The organism is Lysobacter enzymogenes (genome assembly GCF_900106525.1).
Lineage (GTDB): Bacteria > Pseudomonadota > Gammaproteobacteria > Xanthomonadales > Xanthomonadaceae > Lysobacter > Lysobacter enzymogenes.
Genome location: NZ_FNOG01000003.1, coordinates 673,974 through 700,811 on the forward strand (window position 1 = coordinate 673,974; position 26,838 = coordinate 700,811).

Below are 26,838 nucleotides of genomic sequence, written 5' to 3' on the forward strand. Positions count from 1 at the left end.
GACCGGTCGGGGCGACATCGAAGGTGCGGGCGCGCAGGCGGATGTGGCTAGCGGGCGAGCGGTAGCGGTCGGGTTTCGGCCGCGCAACCGGGCGAGGCGGGCCGGCCCCCGGGCGTCGGTAGGGATGGCCGGAACCGCTCCTTACGCGCATTCAGGGACCGGTGGCAGCCCGGTCGAGCGGTCGCGATCCGGAAGTTGCTCGTGGGGAATGTCGTAAGTTGCTGATTTAAAAGGAGAGAGGGGCGAATTCTCGCCCTGCGCCGGCCCCGCCGAACCCGCCCGGTTGCCGTAACTCGCTGAAGCGCCTAGAATTCCGCTTCTGTCCGTCCATCCCTGGGCGGCGCAGGACCAAAAATAACTACAGAGGAATCTGGTCATGTACGCAGTTCTGGTCACCGGCGGTAAGCAATACCGCGTGATGCAAGGCGAGACGCTCCGCGTCGAGCTGCTGGACGTCGAAGCCGGCAGCGAAATCAAGTTCGACACCGTGCTGATGCTCGGCGACGGCGAAGGCATCAAGATCGGCGACGCGCTCAAGGGCGCCAGCGTCACCGCCAAGGTCGTCGGCCACGGCCGCGCCGACAAGGTGCGCATCGTCAAGTTCCGCCGCCGCAAGCACCATCGCAAGCAGATGGGCCACCGTCAGCACTACACCGAAATCCAGATCACCGGCATCGCCGGTGGCGACAACAAGTAAGGAGCAGCAGCCATGGCACACAAAAAGGGCGTAGGTTCCACCCGCAACGGCCGCGACTCCAACCCGAAGTACCTGGGCGTGAAGATCTACGGCGGCCAGGCCATCGAGGCCGGCAACATCATCGTGCGTCAGCGCGGCACCCAGTTCCACCCGGGCGCCAACGTCGGCCTCGGCCGCGACCACACCCTGTTCGCGCTGATCAACGGCAAGGTCGAGTTCTCGACCAAGGGCCCGAAGAGCCGCCGCACCGTCAGCGTCGTCGCCGCCGAGTAATCGCGCCGCGACGTTTGCTGCGAGGAGCCCCGCTTCGGCGGGGTTTTTCGTTTCAAGGGCAGGCGATGAGGGCAGTGGGCCATTGGGGAACGAAGATTCCCCGCCTGCGCTCTCGTTCGCCGTCCCGGGCCGGCATCGCGGCGCGCCGAGTTAGACTCGCCGGTGCCGCGCGCCATCCATTCCCCGTTCCCCTGGTTCCCCATATTCCCGCCTTATGAAACTCGTAGACGAAGCAGAAATCCAAGTCATCGCCGGCAACGGCGGCAACGGCTGCGTCGGTTTCCGTCGCGAGAAGTTCATCCCGCTGGGCGGGCCGGACGGCGGCGACGGCGGTGCCGGCGGCAGCGTCTGGCTGGTCGCGGACGAAAACGTCAACACCCTGGTCGATTTCCGCCATCAGCGTCAGTTCCGCGCCCAGCGCGGCGAGAACGGCATGGGGCGGCAGGCCTACGGCAAGGGCGGCGACGATCTGATCATCGTCGTGCCGGTCGGGACCATGGTGACCAACGTGGAGACCGACGAAGTCATCGGCGATCTGACCACGCACGGCGACCGCCTGCTGGTCGCGCGCGGCGGCAAGGGCGGCCTGGGCAATATGCATTTCAAGAGTTCGATCAATCGCACTCCGCGCAAGGCGCTGCCGGGTTTGCCGGGCGAAGAGCGCGAGCTCAAGCTCGAACTCAAGCTGCTGGCCGACGTCGGCCTGCTCGGCTTCCCCAACGCCGGCAAGAGCACGCTGATCCGCGCGGTTTCGGCGGCGACGCCGAAGGTCGCGGATTATCCGTTCACCACGCTGTATCCCAATCTCGGCGTGGTCAGCGTCGAGGCGCACCGCAGCTTCGTCATCGCCGACATTCCGGGCCTGATCGAGGGCGCGGCCGACGGCGCCGGCCTGGGCGCGCAGTTCCTGCGCCATCTGCAGCGCACGCGTCTGTTGCTGCATCTGGTCGACATCGCGCCGATGGAAGGCGGGGTCGAAGGCCTGTCGCCGGCCGAGCAAGTGCGCGCGATCGAGAACGAGCTGCGCAAGCACGATCCGGAACTGCTCGACAAGCCGCGCTGGCTGGTGTTCAACAAGTCCGACCTGCTGCTGGACGAAGAGCGCGATGAAGTCGTGCGCGCGACGCTCGAAGCGCTGGACTGGAAGGATCGCTGGTACGTGGTCTCGGCGATCGGCCGCGACGGCACCGCGCCGATCATGCGCGACGTGATGGCCTTCTTCGACCGCCAGCGCGAAGAGGCGCTGGAAGCCGCCAACGCCGCGGGCGGCCATGCGCCCTGAGCCTCGGGCTCGGTTTCGTCAAAACGTGAACCTGTCGCGGCGCCCTGAGCGCCGCGGCGCTGCCGTGCGCGCGCGTCGCGCGGCCGGCTTCAATCTGGCTTCACCGGCCGCGCCGAAGATGCGCGGCATGTTCGCATCCGCGGCTACGTCGGACTTCGCATCGCTGCGCTTGCGCGCGGGCGGGCAGGGCGCGGCCGCATCGGAAAAAACGCAGGCAAACAAAAACCCGGCCGAAGCCGGGTTTGTGTTCATCGCAGCCCGGAAGGGCGGCGAATCAAGCGGCGGTAGCCAGCGCCTTGATGCGCGCGGCCAGGCGGCTCTTGTGACGGGCGGCCTTGTTCTTGTGGATCAGGCCGCGGGCGCTGAAACGGTCGAGGATCGGCTGGGCGACGTCGAAAGCGGACTTGGCACCGGCGGCGTCGTTCTCGCCGAGGGCCTTGAGCACCTTCTTGACGGCGGTGCGGAGCATCGAACGCTGGCTGCCGTTGCGGGCGTTGCGCACGACAGTCTGCTTGGCGCGCTTCTTGGCGGACTTGATGTTTGCCACGGTGAATTCCTGAAAAATTGGGTTGAAAACGTGAATGAAGCTGGACGAAAAACGAGGCGCCGGGCGCCGGTCGGAACCGGGTGCGACGCAATCGCGGAAAATCAGACCCAAAAGTATGGGCGATTCAGGGGCTTGCGTCAACCCGGTGGACTTTGGGCAAAGCCGGGGCGGGCAAATCCGGGCCGAACGAACCGCAGTCGAGGAAGGCGGGCATGAGTAAGGGCGGCCTGCTGCGGTCCTCGGTGGTGTTCAGCGCGATGACCTTCATCTCGCGCGTCACCGGCCTGATCCGCGACCAAGTTTACGCCTGGCAGTTCGGCGCCAGCCCGGCCATGGACGCGTTCTTCATCGCGTTCAGAATCCCGAACTTCATGCGCCGGCTCTCGGCCGAGGGCTCGTTCTCGATGGCCTTCGTGCCGGTCCTGGCCGAGTACAAGGAAACCCACGACCACGCCGCGGTCAAGGAACTCATCGACCGGGTCACCGGCACGCTGACGGCGGCGCTGGTGGTGCTGACCGCGGTCGTGGTGCTGGCCGCGCCCTGGGTCATGGGCGTGTTTGCACCGGGCTTCGCCCCGGGCAGCGAGCAGTACCGGCTGGCGACCCAGATGCTGCAGATCACCTTCCCCTACGCCTTGTTCATTTCGCTGGCGTCGCTGGTCGGCGGGGTGCTCAACAGCTACGAGAAGTTCGCGGTGCCGGCGCTGTCGCCGGTGCTGCTGAATGTCTCGATGATCGCCGCGGCCGCCGCCGCGGCGCCCTTGATGCGGCCGTTCGGCGCCGAGCCGGTGCTGGCGCTGGCCTGGGGCGTGTTCTTCGCCGGCGTGCTGCAGTTGGTGTTCCAGTTGCCGGCGCTGGCCAAGCTCGGCTTGTTGCCGCGGCCGCGTTGGGGCTGGCAGCACTCGGGCGTGCGCAAGATCCTCAAGCTGATGGTGCCGACGCTGTTCGGCTCGTCGGTGGCCCAGCTCAATCTGTTGCTCAACACCGCGCTGGCCTCGTTCCTGATCGTCGGCAGCGTGAGCTGGCTGTATCTGACCGATCGCCTGCTCGAGTTCCCGCTGGGCATGTTCGGCGTCGCGATCGGCACGGTGATCCTGCCGCATCTGTCCAAGCGCCATGCCGCGACCGACAGCGAGGGCTATTCCAAGGCCCTGGACTGGGGTTTCCGGCTGTGTCTGCTGATCGGCATTCCGGCCTGCCTGGGCTTGGTGCTGTGCGCCGAGGCGCTGATCGCGGCGCTGTTCCAGTACGGCCGGCTGACCCCGCAGGACACCCAGATGATCCGCCTGAGCCTGATGGCGCAGTCGACCGCGGTGCCGGCGTTCTTGCTGGTGAAGGTGCTGGCGCCGGCGTTCTATTCGCGCCAGGACACCAAGACCCCGGTCAAGTCGGCGGTGGTGTCGGTGGCGGTCAACCTGATCTCCACCGTGGTGCTGTTGCTGCTGGCGGTGTATTTCACCGACGCCGGCCGCGCTGCGCTGGCGCGCGGGGCGGGCCTGACCCAGGCGCTGGGCGAGGTGCCCGGCGCGCACGCCTGCCTGGCCCTGGCCATCGCCATCGCCGGCTGGACCAACGCCCTGCAACTGGCCTGGTACCTGCGCCGGGCGCGGGTGTACCGGCGCCAGCCGGGCTGGGGCCGGTTCCTGCGCCAGATCGGCGTAGCCAGCCTGGGCCTGAGCGCGGTGGTGCTGTTCCTGCTGTGGCTGTGGCCGGGCTGGACCGGCTGGCCGTGGTGGGAGCGGGCCTGGAAGCTGGCGGCGGTGGTCGGCGCCGGCGGCGCGGCGTATGGCGCGCTGCTGTGGCTGCAGGGCATCCGGCCGCGGGATCTGCGCGGGCATTGAGCCTTCGGATGCTTGGCCTGGTGGGAGGGCCTTCAGGCCGGAGGCTTTCGGCTCAGGTCGCGATGCTCTGGCACAAAAGCGTCGGGCCTGAAGGCCCTCCCACAAAAGCCTAGGCCTTTGGGCAAAACCCGGTTCCAACAAAACCAGGTTCCACAAAGCCCGGTTTCCACAAGGCCTCAAGGGACGTTTGCAGGCCAACCGCGCCCAACCGCGGCGCCGGGTGCCATTGAGAGCGGCGGCCGGCGGCTATACTTCCTGATTCATCCTTCAAGCCGTATCCCGGGCGACCGGGTTTCCCACGCCAGAATCCGAATGAGCAGGCTGTTTCGAGACGTCGACCGCGGGATCCGTTGCCCGCACGGCAGTGTGGTCTGCATCGGCGCCTTCGATGGCCTGCATCTGGGTCATCGCGCGCTGGTGCGCCACACGGTGGCGCGCGCGCGCGCGTTGGGCGTGCCGGCGGTGGCGCTGAGCTTCGAGCCGCTGCCGCGCGAGTTCTTCGCCCCGGCCGCGCCGCCGCCGCGCTTGCTGCTGCCGCGGGCCAAGGCCGAAGGCCTGCTGGCGCTGGACGCCGACCAGGTCGGCCTGCTGCGCTTCAACCGCGCGCTGAGCAGTTGGAGCGGCGAGGAATTCGTCGAGCGCGTGCTGGTGAAGCAACTGGCTGCGCGCGAAGTGTGGGTCGGCCCGGAGTTCCGTTTCGGCAAGGCGCGCGGCGGCGACATCGCGCTGCTGCGGCGGATGGGCGAGACGGCCGGCTTCAGTGCGCACGAAATCGAGCCGGTGCATCTGGACGGCGAGCGCGTGTCCAGCACCCGCATCCGCGAAACCATCCTGGCCGGCGATTTCGCCGCTGCCGCGCGCTTGCTCGGCCGGCCTTACGCGATCGGCGGCCACGTGGTGCGCGGCCAGCAGCTCGGCCGCACCCTCGGTTTTCCCACCGCCAACCTGCGTTTCGGCGGCAAGACGCCGGCGCTGTCGGGCATCTACGCGACCTGGGTGCACGGCGTCGGCGAGCGGCCGTGGCCGTCGGTGTCGAGCCTGGGCACGCGCCCGACCGTGGCCGGGGTGGAGCCGCTGCTGGAAGCGCATCTGTTCGATTTCGACGGCGACCTGTACGGTCGCAGGATCGAGGTCGAATTCGTCGCCCACCTGCGCGCCGAACTCAAGTTCCCCGACCTGGCGACGTTGACCCAGCAGATGCACCGCGACGCCGCGCAAGCGCGCGAGCTGCTCGCGCTGGACGCGCAGCGCCGCCGCTGGACTCCCGCTACGCCGCCCGACCCGCGCCGCGCCGCCGACGCGGCCGAGCACACCGCATAAGCCGCCGACGCGGCCCAAACCGATCCGCCGAACACCCGTCCGAGACCCGCTGTGACCAACGACCCGAGCCAACCCGCCGCCGGCAACCCGTACAAGGCCAGCTTGCTGCTGCCGGCGACCGAATTCCCGATGCGCGGCGACCTGCCCAAGCGCGAGCCGGAGACCCTGGCGCGCTGGGAAAGCGAAGGCCTGTATCAGCGGATTCGCGAGAAGGTGAAGGACCGCGAGCGCAGCTTCGTGCTCCACGACGGCCCGCCGTACGCCAACGGCGAGATCCACATCGGCCATGCGCTCAACAAGGTGCTCAAGGACATCGTGGTCAAGTCCAAGCTGCTGTCCGGCTTCGACGCGCCCTACGTGCCGGGCTGGGACTGCCACGGCCTGCCGATCGAGACCAAGGTCGAGAAGACCTACGGCAAGGTCGGCGAGAAGCTCGACGCGGCCCAGTTCCGCGCCAAGTGCCGCGAGTACGCCGCCACCCAGATCGACCTGCAGCGCCGCGACTTCAAGCGCCTGGGCGTGATCGGCGATTGGGAGAATCCGTACCTGACCATGGATTTCCGCTACGAGGCGGACATCATGCGGTCGCTGGCCAAGATCGTCGAACGCGGCCATCTGGTGCGCGGCTCCAAGCCGGTGCACTGGTGCTTCGACTGCGGCTCGGCCCTGGCCGAGGCGGAGATCGAGTACCACGACAAGGAATCGACCCAGATCTACGTGCGTTATCCGGTGCTCGACCGCAAGCGCGTGTTCGACGTGTTCGGGATCGAGGACGACGGCAGCCCGCTGTCGGTGCCGATCTGGACGACCACGCCGTGGACGCTGCCGGCGAGCCTGGCGGTGTCGATGGGCCCGCAGGTCGAGTATTCGCTGGTGCGGATCGAGCCGGGCGAAGAGGCTTTGTTCAAGGAGCCGGGCCAGCGTCCGGAATACCTGCTGATCGCCAGCGAACTGGTCAGCGCGGTGTTGGCCGCGATCACCCAGGCCGATGCGCTCAAGCAGGGCCACAGCGTGGAAACCCGCGACTGGTCCGCGCATCCGGGCGAGGCCTTCGAAGGCCTGCGCCTGCGCCATCCGTTCTACGCCGACCGCGAAATCCCGGTGCTGCTGGGCGACCACGTCACCACCGACGCCGGCACCGGCGCGGTGCATACCGCGCCCGGCCACGGCCAGGAGGACTACGCGGTCTCGCTCAAGTACGGCCTGATCGCGCGCTACAACGCCGCCCAGATCAACCCGGTCGACGCGCGCGGCCTGTACCTGCCGTCGACGCCGGCGGCGGGCGAGCACGTGCTGGCCGGCAAGCACATCTTCAAGAGCGACGAGCTGCTGCTGCAGATCCTGCGCGAGAACGGCGCGCTGCTGGCGCGCGGCAGGATCAAGCACAGCTATCCGCACTGCTGGCGGCACAAGACGCCGGTGGTGTTCCGCGCCACCCCGCAGTGGTTCATCTCGATGGAGCAGGCCGGGCTGCGCCGCGATGCGCTGGCCGCGATCCCGGGCGTGACCTGGATCCCGGGCTGGGGCGAGTCGCGCATCTACAACATGATCGAGAGCCGTCCGGACTGGACGATTTCGCGCCAGCGCTACTGGGGCGTGCCGATCGCGCTGTTCTTCCATCGCGAGACCGGCCAGCCGCATGCGCGCACGGTCGAGATCATGCGCCAGGTCGCCGACGCGGTGGAGCGCGAGGGCGTGGACGCGTGGTACGCGATGACCGCCGAGCAGTTGCTGGGCGATGAGGCCGGCGACTACGAGAAGGTCACCGACATCCTCGATGTCTGGTTCGACTCCGGCGCCAGCCACGAATGCGTGCTCGCGCAGCGTCCGCAAGACGGCCTGCGCAAGCCGGCCGACCTGTACCTGGAAGGCTCCGACCAGCACCGCGGCTGGTTCCACAGCGCGCTGCTGACCGGCGTGGCGATGGACGGCGTGGCGCCGTACCGGCAGGTGCTGACCCACGGCTTCACCGTCGACGAGCAGGGCAAGAAGCAGTCCAAGTCGCTCGGCAACGTGGTGGTGCCGCAGAAGGTCATCGACGCGATGGGCGCGGACGTGCTGCGCCTGTGGGTGGCCTCGACCGACTTCAGCGCTGAGATGTCGGTGTCGGACAAGATCCTCAAGCAGAACGCCGACGTCTACCGCCGCATCCGCAACACCGCGCGGTTCCTGCTCGGCAATCTCAGCGGCTTCGACCCGGCGCGCGATTCGGTGGCGCTGGCGGACATGGTCGCGCTCGACCGCTGGATCGTGCATCGCGCCAGCGACGTGCAGGACCGCATCGTCGCGGCGTACGAGCGCTACGACTTCGCCGAGATCGTGCAGCTGCTGTCGAACTTCTGCAGCGTCGATCTGGGCTCGCTGTACCTGGACGTGACCAAGGACCGGCTGTACACCATGCGCGAGGATTCGCGCGGCCGCCGTTCGGCGCAGAGCGCGATGTACCGCATCGCCGAAGCGTTCGTGCGCTGGATCGCGCCGGTGCTGGCGTTCACCGCCGACGAGATGTGGCGTCACCTGCCGGCCAACACCGAGAACGGCGCGCGCGAAGACAATGTGCTGTTCGCCACCTGGTACGACGGCCTGGCGCCGCTGCCGGCGGACGCGGCGCTGTCGGACGAGGACTTCAAGCGCCTGCTGGAGTTGCGCGAGAACGTCACCCGCGCGCTCGAGCCGATGCGCGCGGCCGGCGAGATCGGTGCGGCGCTGGAAGCGGAGATCACCCTGCGTTGTGGCGTCGCCGACCAGAATTGGCTGGCGCCGCTGACCGACGAGCTGCGTTTCCTGTTCATCAGCGGCGACGTCGACGTGGTGGCCGACGACGGCATCCAGGACATCGCCGTGCTGGCCGCGCCGACGAGCAAGCGCAAGTGCGTGCGTTGCTGGCACTACCGCGCCGACGTCGGTTCCGATTCGAAGCATCCCGAGCTGTGCGGACGCTGCGTCAGCAACGTCGAAGGCCCGGGCGAAGACCGGCGCTGGTTCTGATGCGGCCGCGGCGCGCAGTGCGCGCCGCGGCGCTTTTCCAATCCCGAAATCCCAATTGCGAACCTAATGACTAGCCCCCCCGCCAAAAACGCGCTGCCCTGGCTGATCGTCTCGATCGCGGTGATCGCGCTCGACCAGTGGAGCAAGAACTGGGTGCTGGCCTCGCTGCCCGAGTACACCCCGGTGGTGGTGATCGAAGGCTTCTGGAACTGGTACCGCAGCTACAACACCGGCGCGGCCTTCAGCTTCCTCAGCGACGCCGGCGGCTGGCAGAAGTATTTCTTCCTGGTCCTGGCGGTCGGCATCAGCGGCCTGCTGGCGCGCTGGCTGGCGCGCACGCCGCGCGGCGACTGGAAGACCGCGCTGCCGTACGCGCTGGTGATCGGCGGCGCGATCGGCAACGTGATCGACCGGCTCATGCACGGCCACGTGGTCGATTTCATCCAGTGGTACTGGCGCACCTTCTACTGGCCCTCGTTCAACATCGCCGACGCGGCCATCGTCGCCGGCGCCATCGGCATCGCCGCGTTCGGGCTGTTCAGCAAGCCCGAGGCCGAACGGCGCGAGCCCGGTACGGGCAAGGGCTAGGAGTACAATCGCCCCATGGACGTCCTGCTCGCCAATCCCCGCGGCTTCTGCGCCGGCGTCGACCGCGCCATCGAGATCGTCAAGCGCGCGATCGAAACCCTCGGCGCGCCGATCTACGTGCGCCACGAAGTCGTGCACAACCGCTTCGTCGTCGACGACCTCAAGCACCGCGGCGCGGTGTTCGTCGAGGAACTCGACGAAGTGCCCGACGGCGCCACCGTGATCTTCAGCGCCCACGGCGTGTCCAAGGCGGTACGCGCGGAAGCCGAGCGGCGCGGGCTCAAGGTGTTCGACGCGACCTGCCCGCTGGTGACCAAGGTCCATCTGGAAGTCTCGCGCCACTGCCGCGCCGGGCGCGACGTGGTGCTGATCGGCCACGAAGGCCACCCCGAAGTCGAAGGCACGATGGGGCAGTGGAAGCGCGAAGCCGGTTCGGGCCGCATCTACCTGGTCGAGGACGCCGACGACGTCGCCGCGTTGCAGGTCGACCAGCCGCAGAACCTGGCCTACACCACCCAGACCACGCTCTCGGTCGACGACACCCGCAGCGTGATCGAAGCCTTGCGCGCCAAGTTCCCGGCGGTGCAGGGGCCGAAGAACGACGACATCTGCTACGCCACCCAGAACCGCCAGGATTCGGTGCGCGAACTGGCCGCGCGCTGCGATCTGGTGCTGGTGGTCGGCTCGCCGAACAGCTCCAACTCCAACCGCCTGCGCGAGTTGGCCGAGCGCGAAGGCGTGGCCGCGTACCTGATCGACGGCGCGGTCGAGATCGACCCGCGCTGGGTCGAAGGCCGCAGCCGCATCGGCATCACCGCCGGCGCCTCGGCCCCGGAAGTGCTGGTGCGCGGCGTGATCGAGCGCCTGCGCGAACTCGGCGCGCAGCACGTGGCCGAACTCGACGGCGAGGAGGAGAACATGGTGTTCGCCTTGCCGAAGGAGTTGCGGTTGCAGTTGATCGTTTGAGCCGCGGGACGGTCGGATGTCCCGACCGTCCATGTTCCGCCGTCCGCATTGCCGCCTGGATGATCGTCGTCGATACGATCGCTTCGGCTTGCTTGGTCGCCTGCGCCATGCATTCGCCCGCGCCGCGCTCGCTGCGAGCGCGGCGCGGGCGCTTTCACCAGCGGTAGCCGATGCTGAGGTCGGCGCTATGCGCTTCGACCCGGCCGGCATGCTGGTAGTCGTAACCGATTGCCAGTTCCAGTCCGCCTTCGCGGCTGGCCTTGAAACCCAGGCGGGCCTGGCCGCGGTCGGGCGAGGCCGACAGTCCGTCGATCCGGCTCCAGGCATCGGGCGTGCCCGCCAGCGCCATTTCGCCGAAAGCCGTGGTGTCTCCGCTGTCGTGCAGCCAGCGCAGTTCGGCGGCCGGTGCGAAACGCCAGGCGCCTTCGCCGTATTGGCCGCTCCAGCGCAGGCCAGCGCCGACGGTGGTGCGATCCAGGCGCTGCGCGCGCGCGACCAGATCCAGGTCCTGCGCGCCGCGCTCGCGGAAGCCGTCGCTGTTCAAGCGCACATGCTCGGCGCTGAGCAGCGGCTGTAGGGTCGAGGCGCCCACGGCGAAGTTCAGTCCGGCCTCCGCATACAATGCGGTACGGTCGCTGTCGTATTCGGCGTGGGTCTGGCGACGGATCGAGCCGACCGAAATCTCGCGATCGACCTTGTTCTTGGCGCGGGCGAAATCCAGGACACCGCGGACGTAAGCGCGTTCGTTCTGGAACGCCGAGTACAGGCTCGCGCTCTTGATCTCCGATTTGGCGCGATCGGGACCTTCGAAATCCAGCGTGTTGCGACCGGTGCCGAGGCTGCCGCCGAGCAGCCAGCGCTCGCCCAGCCACGAGTCTGCGCCGAAGGTCGCGCCGCTCGCGCTGAGGTCGTAGCCGCGTGCGTTGCCATCGCCGTCGTATCGGGCGTCGGCATCGCGCGCCTGCAGCCACACACCGCTGCGACCGTCCTCGCGCGAGTTCAGGCCGCTGAGGTGGCGCGCGATTGCCGAGGTCGCGCCGCCGAGATTGCCGAGTGCGGCGCCGGCGAGGCTGGCGTGAGCTTCGCCGGTCATCGTGTCCAGGCCGGCCATGGCCTGAGCTGCGCTGAGTGTGGTCATCTCGTCGACCACGGTCTTCATGTCGTCGCTGAGCGCACCCGAATCGCTGGCGCCGTCGATGTTGCGGGCGAGCTGGCACTGATTGAAGCCGGTGCAGACATCGGCAAAGCGGGTGCGGCTGCGAAGAATGTCGAGGTAAACGTGGTTGCTGTCGTAGGCCAGGTGCAGGTTGAGGAACGGCAGGTCCTGGGTCAGCGCGGCGAACTCGCCGGTCACCCCCTGGGCGGCGTTGATCAGGGTATAGCGTGCGCTGTTGGCGTACTGCCCCGGGACTTTGCGGATGTCCACGGTGCCGCCGAGCAGGATCGCGCGGCCCTGGGTCTGGATCAGGTCGACGCTGGTGGGCGTCAGCGCGGCCGACAGCGTCGCGCCGTTGCGATGGGTGTAGTCGCCGACCAGAAAAATCGCGCTCGTCGACGGCGGTAGGTTGGGGTCGTTGATCGCCAAGGTACCGTAGTTGTCCAAGTCGACGGCGCGCCCGATGCTGCCGAACAACAGCGCGCCGGGACGAATGAGCACCGAACCGTCGGTGTTGGCCGACAGACGGACCCTCCCGGACTCGGCCACGACGGTGCCGGTGAAACGCTCGCCTCGACCGAGGATATAGTCGAGCAGGCTCAAATCGAACCCGTCGCTGCTGCCCGCGGCGACTTGCACCTGGCCGGCGCCGTAGATCTGCGAGGCATGGCCGCTGCCCTCGAAGCGAAGCACCGCATTGGCGGCGACTTGGGCCGGCCCGGTCAGTTCGCGGGCGATCAGGGTGCCGGAGTCGACGGACCAGTAGGACGATGAGGACGAGAGCAGGCGCAAGGTGCCGGCGCCGCTCTTGGTCGCATAGGCGGTGATGACGGCGCCGTCGAACGCAGCGTCGGTCGCCTGCGCGAACTCCACCCGTTGACCAGCGACTCTGCCGCGAATCGAATCGGCATTGCCGACCACCGAGCCTGAACTGATCGACAGGCCGTCGTAGCTGTTCTTGCCGGTCAGAATGAGCGTTCCGTTGCCGCCGACCGTCAGCCGGCCGCCGGAAATCGCAGCGTCGATGCGCGCGGAGCCCGAGGCGACGTCGATGATGGTGCCGAGCGGATCGGCCGAGGTCAGGCGCAGGCTGCCGCCGCCGTTCGAGCCCAGCGTCGTCGCCGATTGCAGCCTGAGCCCGCCGATGGCCTGTTCGCCGACGATGTCGACCGTGGCCGGACCGCTGAACACGGCCACTGCGCCGGACTGCCAGGCCTGGTTGGTCGCGCCGGTTGCGGTCCAGTTACGGCCCGAGCTGTCCCATACGCCGTTGCCGCCATCGACGACGCCGTTGTCGTACTTGCCCGGATCTGCGCCATCCCAGGACAACTGCTGCGCCGAGGCGGCTTGCGGCAACGCAAGCGCCGCGCTCAACAGCAGGGCGGCGTGGAGTGCGTGATCTATCGCGCGGGCCAGGTGGGTCGGGCGGGGTGAGGGGATAACTGCCATTCCTTTGATCCTTGGTAATGCTTGGTGATCGTGTCGGCGCGATGTTGAACGCGGCGCCGGTCGCTTCTATGGAGGCTAAGGACGGCGGCGTCCATGCGCCCCGGCAATGGTAGCGGAGGCGGCAACGGTTCGTGCGGCCGAGCCATGATCGCGCAAGCCGGATGCGTAGGTTGAGACGGTGCGACGCGCTCGACAGACCGTAAATCCGTCTGCCGCCATCGTCGATGCGCGTATCCGAAGCGCGCGCATCCACCGAGCCGACAACAGTGCGCGCAGCGATGCGCACCAGCGCACCTCTTTACCCGATGCCGGACGGTCGGGCCGGTACGCGCCGCGTACCTCTGCTGCGCGGCGAATCCGATTGTGCTCAGGCGGTCGCGAACCAGCGGTTCCCACCGAAGCCGAAACAGCAGAGGGGATCGATGCGATCGCAGCGGCGTCGGGGCTGTCGGATCGCAGGCATGCGTTCGCTCTTTCGGGAGCGCACACAGCCCGAGCGCGAGTACAGCGCGACGCAGCGAGTCGGAGCGCGCACGACCGGAGATGCGTGGCGGCGGCCGGACCCGAAACCCGGCCGCTGCACGTTAGATGGTCGAAACGCTCAGCGCCCCGGCAAGATCTTGCAGGCCGGATCGTTCATGCGCGCGTCCACCAGGCCGTACGTCGCCGGCGCGCTGCCGAGCTTGCTGACGTTGGCGAAGCCGAAGCCGCGCACGTCGCCGGTGACGGCGAAGGCGTCGACGCGATACGCCGCCGGCGCCGGCCCGCCGGCGCTGAGCGCGCGCCCGGCCGGTTGGCCCTGCGGCTGCACCGAGCGCAGCCGCCCCTTCGCCAGCAGGCCCTGGCCGCTGCCGCCGATGCCGCTGTCGATGGTCGCGAACCAGCCGCTTTCGCTGAAACCGATCCAACGGCCCGGGTTGACCGGGTCGGCCAGGCAATAGGTGGTCGCCGCGACCCGCGCCAGGCCGATGCGGTTTTCCTCGCTGAGCCACGCGGCCACCACCATGCGGCCGCCGCCGGGCACGGCGAGGTCGATGAAGTAGTCGTCGTTGCCGCCGAAGTCGATCGGCGCGACCGCGAAGGTGGTATCGACCGAACCGTCCGGGTTGACCCGCTGCAGGCGGCCGGGCTTGGGCGCGGCGCCGGCGAGGTTGCCGACCACCAGCACGCGGCCGTCGGACTGCGGCGCCAGGCGGCCGGAGATGTCCAGGTCGGGGCGGTGGTAAGTGGTATCGAGGCGGCCGTCGGCGTTGTGACGCAGCAAGGTGCCGCGCACGCCGCTGCCGGCCACGATCGGATGGCTGGACAGGAACTTGCCGTCGGTCTGCAACACCAGCCCCTGCGCGCCGGCGTTGAGGCCGGTGATGCGGTCGACGGTGCTGCCGTTGTTGCCGAAGCCAGGATCGGGGCGGCCGTCGGCGAGATAACGCGCGATCAGGTTCCAGCGCCCGCCGCCGCCGGCGACGACGATCTTGCCGTCGCTCTGCAGCAGCACATGCTGGGCGCCGGCGCCCAGCGCCTGTTCGGGATGCGGCGTCACCACCACGCCCTTGCGGCCGAAGCCCGGATCCAGGCTGCCGTCGCTGCGGTAGCGCGCCAACACCACCGCGTCCTGGCCGGTATCGGCGTCGAAGCGCTTGCCCGCGGCGACGATGCGGCCGTCGGCTTGCTGCGCCAGGCCGTAGAACTCGTCCAGGCCGCCGACATCGAGCGTCTGCACGCCGTCGCGCGAGAAGCGGCGGTCGGGCTTGCCGTCGGCGAGGAAACGCAGCAGCAGGGCATCGCCCTTGTTGCCGCCGGCGACCAGGATGCGGCCGTCGGCCTGCACCGCCAGCGCGCGGCAGGCAGCCGGCTTGGCGTCGGAGCGCAGCTTGATCCGCACTTCGCCGCCGTTGCCGAAGCCGGCATCGAGCTTGCCGTCGGCGCCGAAGCGCAGCAGCCGGCAATGCAGGTAATCGCGGTGCAGCGGATCCTCGCCGCCGCCTTCGCCGATGGTGAGGATCTTGCCGTCGGCCTGGATGGCCACGGCGCGGACGAAATCGTCGTTGACCGGGAAATCGGTGACGACCAGGCCGCGGCGGCCGAAGGCCGGGTCGAGCGCGCCGTCGGGCAGCTTGGCCAGCGCCGACGGCGCGAGCGCGGCGAGCGACAGACCGCAGGCGATGGCGAACGGCAGCGTGCGCGGGATTAGGGACGAACGGATCATGGGGGCTCCTGCTGCGAGAGATGGGCAGCGGTCGGCGGCCCCCTGCATCCCCGACCGCGCGGCGAGACTCGGCCATCGCCCCGGCGCGCGCAACCGGATCCGGCCGCAAAACTGCACATTCGGGTGGGGCAATGTGCCGAAGCGGCAAGGCGGTCGCGGAACCGGCGTGCCCGCCGAAGCGCCCCTGCGCGGGCATGGGCGCGACGTGGCGTGACCGCTTAAGCGCTGTGGCCCGGGGCAGGACAGGCGAGCGCCGGATCCGATGCGGGCGGCAGGCGGGCAGGGCCTGCCACGGTTGGGTCCGAGCCGTTTGACAACGTTGTCAATTTTGCGCGAGATTGGCCCGTTGCTTCAGTCGCGCACGATTGGCCACGAACAAAGGACGGCACCATGGGACGGCAGCGTATTTTTCTAGTCAGCGTTCTCGCAGCCGCGGCGGCCGCCGCCGGCTGCGCGGCGAAAACCGAAACCGAAACCGCCAGCGACAAGACCGCGGCGGCCGCGCCCGCCGAGGCGGCCGCGCCGGCCGCGGCGCAGGCGCCGGTGTTCTTCGACGATTTCAGCTACCCCGACCTGGCCGCGTTCCAGGCCAACGGCTGGAAGGTGCGGACCGAAACCGGCCATCCCGGCATCAAGGGCGCGGCCTGGTCGGCCGAGGGCGTGTCCTTCCACGCCGACATCGCCGACACCCAGGGCGGCGCGGTGCGGATGAGCTCGGTCACCAACGGCAAGGCCGACAAGACCCGCCAGACCCAGTTCTGCCACGCGCGCAAATACCGCGAAGGCACCTACGCCGCGCGCATCTTCTTCCGCGACCAGCCCAGCTACGGCCCGGACGGCGACGAAGTCATCCAGACCTTCTACGCCATCAGCCCGCTCAAGGCGCCGATGGACAAGAACTACAGCGAGACCGACTTCGAATACCTGCCCAACGGCGGCTGGGGCGAAAACGCCAAGCCGGCGATGTGGACCACCACCTGGGACACCTTCCAGCTGGAGCCGTGGACCAAGGTCAACGAGTTCTCGCGCACGGAAGGCAGCTACGCCGGCTGGCACACGCTGGTGCTGACCGTCGCCGACAAGAAGGTGAGCTACTACGTCGACGGCAAGCCGTTCTCGGTGCACAGCAGCGCCGTGTACCCGGAAGACTTCATGTCGATCAACTTCAACCTGTGGTTCATGCCCAAGGGCGCGGACGGATCGCTGGGCCCGGTGGATTCGCCGGAGCTGCGCGAGTACCAGGAAGACATCGACTGGGTGTTCTTCCAGGAGGGCACGGCCCTGGCCACCGCCGACGTGGAAGCGCAGGTGGCGGCGCTGCGCGGCAAGAAGCTGGCGCATGTCGATACCGTGAAAGAACAGAACCCGCCGCTGGCGTCGCCGTGCGGGCTTTGATCGGCGCCGGGGCGCGCGCTGCGATTCAGGCGTGCCCGAGCCTGGCTGCGGCGTGCGCTGCCGGCCCGGCGCGGCCCGCGCCCGTGGCGCACCCGTAGCGCGCCGCGGCAGGCCCAACGCCGGGCGCGGCGGCGAATACCGCCACGACGCCCGGCGCGATCGGGTGCCGCCGGCGCAGGCCCCAGAATTGACCGCTCAGGCCCCGGCCGCCTAGAATTGCCGTCCTCGCCGGAATAGCTCAGTTGGTAGAGCGGCGCATTCGTAATGCGTAGGTCGCAGGTTCGACTCCTGTTTCCGGCACCAGAGATATCGATACGAGAACGCCCGGCCTGCGCCGGGCGTTCTTGTTTTGCGTGTGGGAGGTTCTCAGGGCGAGGGCGTCGGGATCGGTTCGTAGCCGGGTTGGTAATAGCCGCGCGCGCCGGATTCGCCGCTCAGCTCGCCGCCTTGGCAGCGGTAGCTGTTCTCGTCGTAGGAAAAGGTGGTGACGATCGCCGAGCGCGTTTCGTCGCGGCGGCGGAATTGCGCGCCGATCTGCGCCCGGTACGCGGCCTGCTCGCGGCCGGATTCGGTTACGCCGTCGCTGATCACCAGCATCTGCCGGGTGACGCCGGGCTCGGTCTCGCGCGGCTGCGCTTCGGCCCGGGCGCGGTCGTCGCGCGCGGTTTGTTCGAGGAAGGCTTTGCACGCGGCGTAGTCGGGGAAGCTGCGCGGCGGGATCGGGAAGCCGGGCAGGTGGCCGCTGGCGAAGGCGCCGGGCGCGGCGGCGAGCGACAGCGCGAGCAACGCGGCCAGCGGCCGGCCCAGACGGCGGCGATGAGATCCGCAAGAACGCGCGGCGACGGCTTCTTCCATGAGCGTGGACTCCCGATGCGGCGCGTGCGGGAGCACGCGGCGTCCGCGCAGTATCGCAGCACCGCGGCCGCACGCCACCCGCAGGCGCGCGATTCGGCAATCGCCCGCGCGCCGCAGTGCGGCGCGCGGGCGGGACGCTCACGGCGTCGGCATCGGCTCCAGCAGCACCGTGGTCTGCAAGCCGGGCCAACCGATCGCGGCGGTCTCCAGGAGGTACTCGCCGGTGGCCGGTAGCGGCGGCAGTTCCCAGGTGCCGTTCGGCGCGGTGCTGAAGGCGTCGAAGTCGGACAGGCGTTCGCCCGGGCGGCGCACGCCGTAGTACGCCTGATAGCCCGCCGGCAGGGTGGCTTGTCCCGATACCGTCAGGCGCAGACGTTGCCGGTAGGTGCCTTGGAAACTCAGCAACACGTTCTGGCCGCTGCGCAGGTTCAAGGTTTGCGGCGTGCCCAGTTGCAAGGCGGCCTGGTAGGTGGTGCTCAGGGTCGCGCGCACGCGGAACTGCATCGGCCGGATCACCGACTTCTGGCTCACGCTGATTTCGTAGCGGCCGGCCTGCTGCGTTTGCACCGAGTGGGCGCAGCCTTGCTCGCTGTCGCTGATGTAGCACGAACCGCCGTCGACGGCGAAGCCGCCTTCCGGCGCCGGGCCGTCCGGGGCGATGCCGAAACGCAGCTTGGCGCCGGCCGGAGCCTGGAAGCTCACGCGCATCGGCGCGCCCGGCTGCGGCGAGGCGAACACCACCGCATCGCCGTCGATCTCGATGCCGTCGAGCGGCTGGTTGCGGCCGAGCCAGATCTGCGCGCCCAAGGCGTCGCCGAGCGGCGGATCGATGGACAGGGTGTATTCGCCGCTCTGGGTCAGATCGGCAATGCGCATCGACACGCCGTCGGAGTGGCTATAGTCGCGGATCGTCTCGCCATCGGGCCCGCGCAGCGTGTACTCGATGTAGCGGAACATCGGCCCCGGCGGCGGCGGCGCCAGCCGCTGCACGTCGGCGACGGCGAGATACAGATCGTCGCCGGGTCCCGCGTTGAAGCGCAGGCGTACGTTGCGGCCCCAGCGGTCCTGCTGCAGCGCCAGCGTCTGGCCCAGCGTCAGCGGCAGTTCCAGGTCGGAGCTCAGCGTCGCGCGGAAACTGTAAGGCCCTTGCTCGCTGGGCGGATCGATCTTGAGCGTGTAGCGGCCGCCGGCCAGTCCGTCGAGGTTGAACGCGCAGCTCTTGTCCATCTCGCGGCACAGCTCGCGGCGCACCACGCTGCCGTCGGCGGCGGACAGGGTCAAGTCGAGCGGGAACGATTGCAGGCCGACGAGCCGGTCCATGCCCAGGCCCAGGCGCGCGCCGGGTTCGACCTGGAACGACAGCCGCACGGTCTGGTCGAGCAACTGCGTGGCGATCTCGCGCGGCGGTCCGTCGACGACCAACTCGTCGGCGAAGTCGTCGATCATCGCCACGCGCGCGGACATGGTCGCGCCGTACTCGGGATCGATGCGCACGCGGTGGCGGCCGGCGGCGACGCTTTCCCGGCTGATGCCGCCGCTGCCGTTGGGGCCGATCGAATTCCTGGCGATCTCGTAGCCGGCCGGAACCTGCAGGGCGTAGCGAACGAAGCGGCCGATCGGCGCGGTGATCTGGCCGCTGACGGCGACGTTGAGGTTCTCGCCGGCGGCGGCGTCGTACTCCAGCGTGGCGTTCTGGCCGATCCGCGCGATCTGCAGCTCCAGCGGCTGCGAACGCGACAGCGGCAGCACCAGATCCTCGCTGACCGCCGCGCGCAGGCTCAGCGTGCCCTGGCCGTCGTGCGGGACGATCTCGACCGTGTACACATCGGCAGCGAGATCGCGCAGGTCGATATCGCAGCCGCCGCGCGCGGCGTCGGCGTGGCATTGCTCGCTGGCGACGACGGCGTTGCGCGAGTTGCGCACGGTGGCGTCGGCGTACGACGCGCTGCCGGTCAGTTGCAGCTCGGCGATGCCGATGCCGAGATCGCTGCGGCGCGGATTGGCGAAGCTGAAACTCGCGCGCGCGCCGGAGGCCTGGGTGGACAGCGCCACCGGTTCGGCGCCGATCGCGGTGGAACCGCTGGCCTGGGTCAGGGTGGCCTGCACGGTCGCGAGTTCGCCTTGTTGCGGATCCACGTACCAGGCGTAGCGCCCGGCCTTGGTCGCGGCGGCCACCAGCGTCTGCGCGCCGGCGGCGGGCGGCTTGACTAAGTAGGTCGTGCCGTCCGGGCCGACCAGGCTGTAGCCGATCGGGCGCTGCGCCGGGGTCGTGTCCGGCGACACATTGAGCTGCAGCACTTCGTTGGCGGCGAGATCGAACGCGAAGCGGCCGTTGCGGCCGTAGCGGTCCAGGCTCAGGGTGGCGCTGCCGCCGACGGCGATATCGGCCGTGCGTTCGCTGCTCAGCGCGGCGCTGAAGCGGGCGGTGGCGCCGGCCGGCGGCGTGAGCACGGCGGTGTAGATGCCGGGCGGCAGGTAACTGGCGTACACCGCCAGCGATTGATCGCAGCCGCCGTTGGCCGGCAGACACGGTTTCGACGGCAGTGCCGAGCTGCCGTTGGGCTTGAACACCTGCAAGCTGGCCGGCTGGGCGCTGCCGGCGATGCTGAGGTTGCCGATGCCCAGGCCGAGCGGACGCCCGGTTTCTAGCGCGAACTGCATGCGCAGCGGCAGGCCCGGTTCGGAGACGAAGTCGCGCACTGCGCCGTCGGCGACCAGGATGTTGGCGGCGCCGTATCCGGCCGCGAGCGTGGCGGTGTAGGTCGCGCCGTGGTCAGGATCGATGCGCAGGCGGTAGGTTCCGCGCTCCAACATGACTAGGTCGACCACTCCATGCGCGTCGGCGAAGGCGAAGCTTTGCGCGATGCTGCCGCTGGGTGAGTACAGCGCGTAGCGCACCTCGCGCCCGGCCGGTTGCGTGGTTTGCGCGCTCAATTGCAGATGTCTGGGGACGGCGATGCTGATGGTTGCCGTCGCGTTGCGCCCACGGCGGTCGAGGGTGATGGGGATGCCGTAGCCCGAGCTCAGGTTGGTGGACAGGTCGCGGCTCAGGGTCGCGGCGAAGCGCAGCGTCGCGCCGGACGGCGGCTGCACGCGCGCGGTGTAGCGGCCGGCGGCGAGCGCCGGCAGGTTGGCGCCGCAGCCGTCGTCGGCGGCCGCGCAGGACAGGCTCGCGACGCTGCCGCCGCTGCCTTGCACGGTCAGCGTCGCCGGCGCCGCGGAGCCGGGCGTGGTCAGGCCGGATAGGCCCAGTCCGTAGTCGCCGGCTTGGGCGATGTCGAAGCCGAATTCGATCGCCTCGTCGGCGCTGTCGGTTTGCACCGACAGCGAGGCGCCGTCGACGACGACATCGGCCGCGACCAGCGCCGCGCGTGCGCTGGCGTTTTTGGGCTTGGCCGGCGCCATCGCGCGCGTGGCGACGGACGATGCCGGCTGCGATGCGCGCACCGCGGCCGCGACGCGCGCCGGCTTCGGCTGCGCGCCGTCTTGCTCGCGCTGCGCGTTGTTCGCGCCGGCCGTTGCCGGCGCCGGTGGCAGCGCCGGCGCCGTATCGGCGCGCGCCGCGCCGGTGGCGAAGTCGATCAGGGTCGGCGCCAGCGGTCGGCCGCTGCGCGCATGCGCGCCGTCGACCAGCAGCGAGTAATCGGCGTTGGTTTGCAAGCGCTGGCGCGGCGTCACGAACAGCAGGCGCCCGGCTTCGGCCGGCGTCACCTGCACCGCGGCGTAGCCGTCGGGACCAAGCAGGGTGACGCTGGCGGCGTTGAGCTCGCCTGCGCGCAGCGGTTCGCTGAAGCGCAGCGACAAGCGCGCGTCGGTGGCGACGCCGGATTGTCCGTGGCGCGGCGAGGAGTCGCTCAATCGCGGTGCGCTCGCGCCCGTCGCCGCTTCGCCCGCGGCGGCGCTGGCGGCGCCGCGCGCCGGGTCGTAGAGCTGGTCCTGCGTCAGCGCGCGGCCGTGCGCGTCGACGCCTTCGAACAGGCGCACGCGGCCGTCGGCTTCGACCCGGGCGCGGTGCGCCAGGCGCATCGGTGCCGGTGCCGCGGGCGCCGCGCGGCCGCCGCGCTCATCCCAGACTTCGGCGCGCGCGCCGGCATCGGCGGCTGCGGTCCAGCCGCCGGTGAGCAGCAGGCGTCCGTCGCTGAGCACGCTGGCGGCATGGCCGGCGCGCGCGGACAGCGGCACCTCGAACGCGGGCGTCAGCGTGTAGGCGGCCGGATCGAACCACAGCCCGCCGGCTTGCAGGCGATTGTCCGCATCCACGCCGCCCCACAGCAGCGCGCGCCCGCTCGGCAGCAGGCTCAGGCTGGCGTAGCGGCGCGGCGAGGGCAGCGGCCAGCGCCGCAGAGTGCGGCCGTCGGTGCGGTCTTGCACGCGCTTGAGCGCGCGGCCGTCGCGTTCGAGCACCAGCCAGCTGCCGTCGGGCAATTGGGTGCGCGCTTCGCGCGGATGCAGCGCGAGCGTGCGCGCCAGTTCGGGCGGCAGCGCCTGCAACGCCGCGTCGGCGTCGCCGGCGTGCAGCGCGGCCACGGTTACGCCCAGGCCCAGCGCCGCGAGGGCGCCGCACCAGGTCCACGGACCGGATGAGGGTTGCGATGACGATGGCATGTCGTTTCCTTCCTTAGAAAATGCCGTTGAAGCGGTGCCGCGCGCGAGCCGATGCGCCGTCGCCTGGTGGCGACGGCGCGCTCGTTGCGGCTCAGGGCGTGGGGTCCACGCGCAGCTGAGTCTGCACGGAGATACCCGGTGCGGTTGTGACTTCGACCCGGTAATCGCCGTCGGCCGGCAACGCCGGCAGCGGCCGAGCGAAGGCCGCCTCAAGGGACTGGAACGCGTCCAGCACGCTGCCGTCTGGCTTGCGCAGCAGGTAGGCGACGTTCGCATTCGCCGGCGTGGTGGCCTGGCCGCTCGCCGATACGGTCAGGCGCTGGCCGGCGCTGCCGGACAGGCGCAACTGCGCGGGCTGGCCGCTGCGCAGTTGCAGCGGGTAGGGCTGTTGCAGGACCAGGTCGCCGCGGTGCAGCGCGCTCAGCGTCGCATCGATGGCGAACTGCTGCGGCGCGCCGGGATCGGTGCTGCTGACCGCCGCTTCGTAACGTCCGGGCGCCAGCGCGTTCAACGGCAGCGTGCAGCCCAGCGCTTGCTCGCCGCATTCGATCTCGATGCTCGGCATGCCGGCGCGCATCACCCGCAGTTCGAAACCCGGGCCCTGCACCGGCGCGACCGCGGCCACGTCCAGCGACAGCGCGCTGTCGGCGGCGCCGACATCGAAGGCGAAGCGCAGCTTCTGGCCCGGATATTGGGTGCTCATGCGCAGCGCCGCGCCGTCGATTTCGAGCAGGCCGAAGTCGGGGTTGAGGTCCAGCCGCACCTGCGCGCTCATTGCATCGCCCAGCAGCGGGTCGACCCGCAGGTAGTGGGCGCCGGTTTGCGCGAGCGGGCCGAAGTTGAGGAACTGATCGCCCTCGCTCTCGCCCATCGACACGATGCCGCCGTCGGGCCCGTAGACGGTGTAGCGGAAGCGATGCGCGGGCAACGGCCCCGGCGGCTGGCCTTGGTGGCTGTGGCCGGAGATCGCCAGGCTCATGTGCTGCCCGGTCTCGCCCTGGAACCACAGCCGCGCGTTCTGGCCCCAGCGTTCGAGGTTCAACGCCAGCGGTTGGGCGAACGCGAGCGAGTGTTCCTGATCCGAACTCAGGGTGACGCGCGCGCTGTAGGGCGGCTGGCTGGCCGCCGGTTCGATTTCGACCGCGTAGGCGCCCGCGTCGATGCCGTCGAGGTCCAAAGCGCAACTGCCGTACAGCGTGTCGCAGCTTTTCGCGGCGATCAGCGCGCCGGTGGCGTTGCGCACGCGCACCATCGGCGGGATCGTCACGCCGTCGAGCTGGTCGATGCCCAGGCCCAGCCGCGCGCCTTGCGCTGCCTGGAAATTCAGCCGCACCACTTGCCCGGTCAACTGCGTGCGCAGCGCGAACGGATCGGCGTCGGCGACCAGGTCGGCGCTGAAGTCGTCGATGATCGCCAACTGCGCCGACACCGCTGCGGCCTGGGCCGGATCGACGAACACTTCATAGCGGCCGCTGGCGGGCAGGTTGCGCACGCTGATGCCGCCGACGCCGTTGGCGCCGACCGAGTTCTGCGCCAGCACGTTGCCGTTGGGCGCGCGCACGGCGTAGGCGACCAGTTGCCCGGCCGGGTCGGTGAGCTGGCCGGACACGCCCAGGTTGAGCGTGGCGCCGGCCTGCGCGTCGACCGCGATGCGCGCGTTCTGGCCGCGGCGCGGGATCTGCAGGTTCAGCGGCTGCGCGGGCGAGAGCGTGGCGGCGACGTCTTTGCTGAAGCTCAGCAGCGCGCGCATCGCGGTGGCCGCGGCGGGCGGCGTCGCTTCCAGGTCGTACTCGCCGCGGGCGAGCGCGGGCAGGTCGAGTTCGCAGGCGTCCGCGCCGGCGCTGGGCGTGCAGTCCAGCGCCGCCACCTGCTGGCCTTGCGCGTTCTTGAGCTTGAACTGGATCGGCCCGGCGGCGCCGCTGAGGCTGACGCCGGTAATGCCCAGGCCGATGTCGGCCAGGCTCGGATTGGCGAAGTGCAGCGTGGCCTTCATGCCGGCGGCCTGGGTGCGCAGTTCGACCTCGCCCGAATCGATCGGCGAGTTCGTGTAAGGATCGCCGAGGCTGGCGCGGCTGCTCCAGGTTTCGCCGTAGGGCGCGTCGATGGTCAGGGCGTAGCGGCCGGCCGCCGCGTTGTCCACGGTGAAGCTCTGCGCGCCGTTGGCGGCGACGGTGCGCACGATGGCGCCGGTCGGCGAGTACAGCGTGTAGATCAGCGCGCCGGCCCACTGCGGAGCCACCACCGGCGCGGCGATGTCCAAGCGCACGGCTTGCGCCGCGGTCGCGTCGAATTCCAGGCGCGCGACCTGGCCGGGCCGGTCGATGGCGATGTCGGTGGCCTGGTCTTGGCTCAGCAGCACGGTCTTGGGCCGGCTCAGGGTCGCGGTGTAGCCGTAGGGGCCGCGGCCGCCGCTGGACAGGCGCACATCGGCCACGTGCACGCCGGCCGGCGGCTTGGGCAGGTTGAGGTCGCAACTGCCGCGCGAGACGTAACAGGTGGTCGCCTGGACCAGTCCGTTGACGCTCAAGACCAGGCTCGCGCCGTCGAGCACGCTCAGCCCGCTCAGGCCCAGGCCGAGGTCGCTGCGGCCGTCGCTTTCGAAGGTCAGGATCGACGGGCTGATGAGGTTGGCGCGGACCAGCGCATCGCCGTCGGCTTCGATCATGTTGCTGGGGCCGAGCGTAACCGTCGCGTTGGCGAGTTCGCCGTAGCGCGGGTCGACCAGCACGCTGTAGCGGCCGGCCGCGGGCAGGGTCTGGCGCATCAGGCCGTCGCGCAGGCTCACGGTTTTACGCTGCAGCACGCTGCCGTTGGGGGCGATCACGCTGTAGTTCACTTCGCGCCCGGGCGGTTCGACCGATTGCGCGGACACGCGCACGCCCAGCACCGTGTTGGCGGCGGCGTCGAAGGAGACGCGCGCGTTCTGGCCGCGGCGGACGATGGACACGGCAGTGTTGGAGCCGGAGATCTGCGCCGAGTAGGCGCGGTCGCGGCTGAGCCCGGCCTTGAAGCTCACGCTCGCGCCGGCCGGCGGTTGCAGGGTGACGGTGTAGCTGCCGCGGGTCAGGCCCGCCAGGTCGATGCTGCAACCGCCGTTGGCCGGCGCGCAGGACACCGCCACCGGCGGGCGGCCGGGCAGCGGCGGCGTGGTCGCGATCAGCGGCTCGCTCGAACCGGTAATGCTCAGGTTGCTCAGGCCGATGCCGTAGTCGCCTTCGGCGGCCGGCGCGAGCAGGGTGAAGCTCAGCTTCACCGGCTGGTCGGGCTGGGTGGCGATGGTCGAGGGCGTCGCTTCCGGCGTCAGCGTCACCGAGAGCGGCATGGGTGCGGCGGCGGCCGTCGTTCGCGCGCTGCCGGCGGCGGCGCGGCGCGGCGGCGCTGCGGAGGCGGGCGCGAGTGCGGCGGCGCTTGCCTTGGGCGTGCGCGGCGGCGCGGCATCGGCATCGGCGCGTGCGCCGCGCTCGGCCGCGGTGGCGAAGTCGATCAGCACCGGCGCCAGCGGCCGGCCGTCGCGCGCGTGCGCGCCGTCGACCAGCAGCGAGTACTGCGCATTCGCCTGCAAACGCTGGCGCGGGGTGACGAACAGCAAGCGCCCGGCCTCGGCCGGGGTGATCTGCACCGCGCTGAAACCGCGCGGGCCGAGCAGGGTGACGTTGCCGGCGTTGAGTTCGTCCGCGCGCAGCGGCTGGCTGAAGCGCAGCGACAGGCGCGCGTCGGCGGCGACGTCGCGGGCCTGGTGGCGCGGCGAGGAATCGCTCAGGCCAGGCGCGGCCGCGGCGGCGCTGGGCACTGTGTCGGCGGCGACGAACGCCGCTTGCGCGGGGTCGTACAACTGCTCGCGGACCTGCGCGCGGCCTTGTCCATCGACGCCTTCGGACAGGCGCACGCGGCCGTCGGCTTCGACCCGGCTGCGATGGCCCAGGCGCGCGGGCGCCTGCGCGCCGGCCGCGGCGGCGCCGCTGCGTTCGTCCCACAGCTGCGCGCGCGCGCCGGCGTCGGGTGTCGGCGCCCAGCCGCCGGTGAGCAGCAGGCGGCCGTCGCTGAGCACGCTGGCGGCGTGGCCGGCGCGCGGCGACAGCGGCACGTCGAACGCCGAGGTCAGGCTGCGCGCGGCCGGATCGAACCATAGGCCGCCGGGTTGCAGGCGATTGTTGCCGTCGACGCCGCCCCACAGCAGCGCGCGCCCGCTCGGCAGCAGGCTCAGGCTGGCGTAACGGCGTGGCGAGGCCAGCGGCCAGCGCCGCAGGGTGCGCCCGCCGACGCGGTCCTCGACCAGTTTCAGCGCGGCGCCGTCGCGTTCGAGCACCAGCCAGGCGCCGTCGGGCAACTGGGTGCGCGCTTCGCGCGGGTGCAGCGCGAGCGTGCGCGCCAGCTCGGGCGGCAGCGCCTGCGCGGCGGCGTCGGCCGCGCCCTGCAAACCCAGCGCCAGCATCAGGCTCAGGCCCGATACCGCGCCGCAAACGATCCAGGGCCTGCGCCCGGTGGGTGTAGACGTTCCCATGTCGATGACTCTCCTGCGACGGTGCGGTAGGCCGGCGCGCGCCGCGGTGCGACGGCGACTGCGCGGCGGCGGGGTGGGCAAGGGCGCTCGGCCCTGTCCCCGGGGCCTGCGCTCCAACGCTGCGCAGCATAGCGACAGCGTGATCTGTTTAAGCAATAGACATCGCGCG

The 26,838-nt window shown here is 70.2% G+C and carries 16 protein-coding genes and 1 tRNA gene; 11 read left to right on the forward strand and 6 right to left on the reverse strand.

Features of this window, described 5'->3' with window-relative positions; genetic code table 11:
- The first annotated feature begins 376 nt into the window (after positions 1-376).
- The 3 genes from rplU to cgtA all read left to right on the forward strand — a co-directional run bounded on the left by rplU (position 377) and on the right by cgtA (position 2,252).
- On the forward strand, positions 377-697 hold the full coding sequence (gene rplU, locus BLU84_RS10765; protein ID WP_074866316.1) for a 50S ribosomal protein L21: 321 nt from the start codon (positions 377-379) through the stop codon (positions 695-697).
- Between the two features lie 12 nt (positions 698-709).
- Positions 710-970 carry a 50S ribosomal protein L27 gene (gene rpmA / locus BLU84_RS10770; protein WP_074866319.1) on the forward strand — a complete coding sequence of 87 codons (261 nt, stop codon included), beginning with the start codon at positions 710-712 and terminating at the stop codon, positions 968-970.
- A 214-nt stretch (positions 971-1,184) separates the two neighbouring features.
- Entirely contained in the window at positions 1,185-2,252 is a 1,068-nt protein-coding gene (cgtA, locus tag BLU84_RS10775; RefSeq protein ID WP_074866321.1) for an Obg family GTPase CgtA, read from the forward strand.
- 274 nt (positions 2,253-2,526) lie between these two features.
- Here the strand turns inward: cgtA and rpsT are convergent, their stop codons facing one another.
- Complete coding sequence (gene rpsT, locus BLU84_RS10780; RefSeq protein WP_074866324.1) at positions 2,527-2,799, reverse strand: 30S ribosomal protein S20; 273 nt, start codon at positions 2,797-2,799, stop codon at positions 2,527-2,529.
- A 212-nt stretch (positions 2,800-3,011) separates the two neighbouring features.
- Here rpsT and murJ point away from each other — a divergent pair, with 212 nt between their 5' ends.
- The 6 genes from murJ (at position 3,012) to ispH (ending at position 10,502) form a co-directional block, all read left to right on the forward strand.
- On the forward strand, positions 3,012-4,640 hold the full coding sequence (gene murJ / locus BLU84_RS10785) for a murein biosynthesis integral membrane protein MurJ (RefSeq protein WP_074866328.1): 1,629 nt from the start codon (positions 3,012-3,014) through the stop codon (positions 4,638-4,640).
- 8 nt (positions 4,641-4,648) lie between these two features.
- Positions 4,649-4,753 carry a DUF6053 domain-containing protein gene (locus BLU84_RS28520; RefSeq protein ID WP_425479351.1) on the forward strand — a complete coding sequence of 35 codons (105 nt, stop codon included), beginning with the start codon at positions 4,649-4,651 and terminating at the stop codon, positions 4,751-4,753.
- A 199-nt stretch (positions 4,754-4,952) separates the two neighbouring features.
- Positions 4,953-5,960 carry a bifunctional riboflavin kinase/FAD synthetase gene (locus BLU84_RS10790; RefSeq protein ID WP_074866331.1) on the forward strand — a complete coding sequence of 336 codons (1,008 nt, stop codon included), beginning with the start codon at positions 4,953-4,955 and terminating at the stop codon, positions 5,958-5,960.
- Between the two features lie 129 nt (positions 5,961-6,089).
- Positions 6,090-8,948 (forward strand): isoleucine--tRNA ligase, encoded by a 2,859-nt coding sequence (ileS, locus tag BLU84_RS10795; protein ID WP_233431119.1) that lies wholly within the window; start codon positions 6,090-6,092, stop codon positions 8,946-8,948.
- Positions 8,949-9,014: 66 nt separating this feature from the next.
- Entirely contained in the window at positions 9,015-9,536 is a 522-nt protein-coding gene (gene lspA / locus BLU84_RS10800) for a signal peptidase II (RefSeq protein ID WP_074866337.1), read from the forward strand.
- A 15-nt stretch (positions 9,537-9,551) separates the two neighbouring features.
- Positions 9,552-10,502, forward strand: a complete 951-nt coding sequence (ispH, locus tag BLU84_RS10805; RefSeq protein ID WP_074866340.1) for a 4-hydroxy-3-methylbut-2-enyl diphosphate reductase — start codon at positions 9,552-9,554, stop codon at positions 10,500-10,502.
- Between the two features lie 154 nt (positions 10,503-10,656).
- Here ispH and BLU84_RS10810 read toward each other — a convergent pair whose 3' ends face one another.
- Both BLU84_RS10810 and BLU84_RS10815 read right to left on the reverse strand, forming a co-directional pair.
- A complete protein-coding gene (locus BLU84_RS10810) occupies positions 10,657-13,107 on the reverse strand; it encodes an autotransporter outer membrane beta-barrel domain-containing protein (RefSeq protein WP_083382489.1) in 2,451 nt (816 codons plus the stop codon).
- 601 nt (positions 13,108-13,708) lie between these two features.
- Positions 13,709-15,313, reverse strand: coding sequence for a hypothetical protein (locus tag BLU84_RS10815; RefSeq protein ID WP_074866346.1), 1,605 nt, complete (start codon positions 15,311-15,313; stop codon positions 13,709-13,711).
- A gap of 390 nt (positions 15,314-15,703) precedes the next feature.
- On the opposite strand from BLU84_RS10815, the gene BLU84_RS10820 reads away from it, so the two are divergent.
- The gene (locus BLU84_RS10820) at positions 15,704-16,708 is read left to right on the forward strand and encodes a glycoside hydrolase family 16 protein (protein WP_211664522.1); all 1,005 of its coding nucleotides are present in this window, start codon (positions 15,704-15,706) and stop codon (positions 16,706-16,708) included.
- 227 nt (positions 16,709-16,935) lie between these two features.
- Positions 16,936-17,011, forward strand: a tRNA-Thr gene (locus BLU84_RS10825).
- Positions 17,012-17,074: 63 nt separating this feature from the next.
- On the opposite strand, the gene BLU84_RS10830 is transcribed toward BLU84_RS10825, so the two are convergent.
- The 3 genes from BLU84_RS10830 to BLU84_RS10840 all read right to left on the reverse strand — a co-directional run bounded on the left by BLU84_RS10830 (position 17,075) and on the right by BLU84_RS10840 (position 26,669).
- On the reverse strand, positions 17,075-17,563 hold the full coding sequence (locus tag BLU84_RS10830) for a hypothetical protein (protein WP_074866349.1): 489 nt from the start codon (positions 17,561-17,563) through the stop codon (positions 17,075-17,077).
- 138 nt (positions 17,564-17,701) lie between these two features.
- Positions 17,702-22,168: an Ig-like domain-containing domain gene (locus tag BLU84_RS10835; RefSeq protein ID WP_139174914.1), complete on the reverse strand. Its 4,467-nt coding sequence runs from the start codon at positions 22,166-22,168 to the stop codon at positions 17,702-17,704.
- Between the two features lie 91 nt (positions 22,169-22,259).
- Positions 22,260-26,669 carry an Ig-like domain-containing domain gene (locus BLU84_RS10840; RefSeq protein ID WP_170849142.1) on the reverse strand — a complete coding sequence of 1,470 codons (4,410 nt, stop codon included), beginning with the start codon at positions 26,667-26,669 and terminating at the stop codon, positions 22,260-22,262.
- Positions 26,670-26,838: the final 169 nt, after the last annotated feature.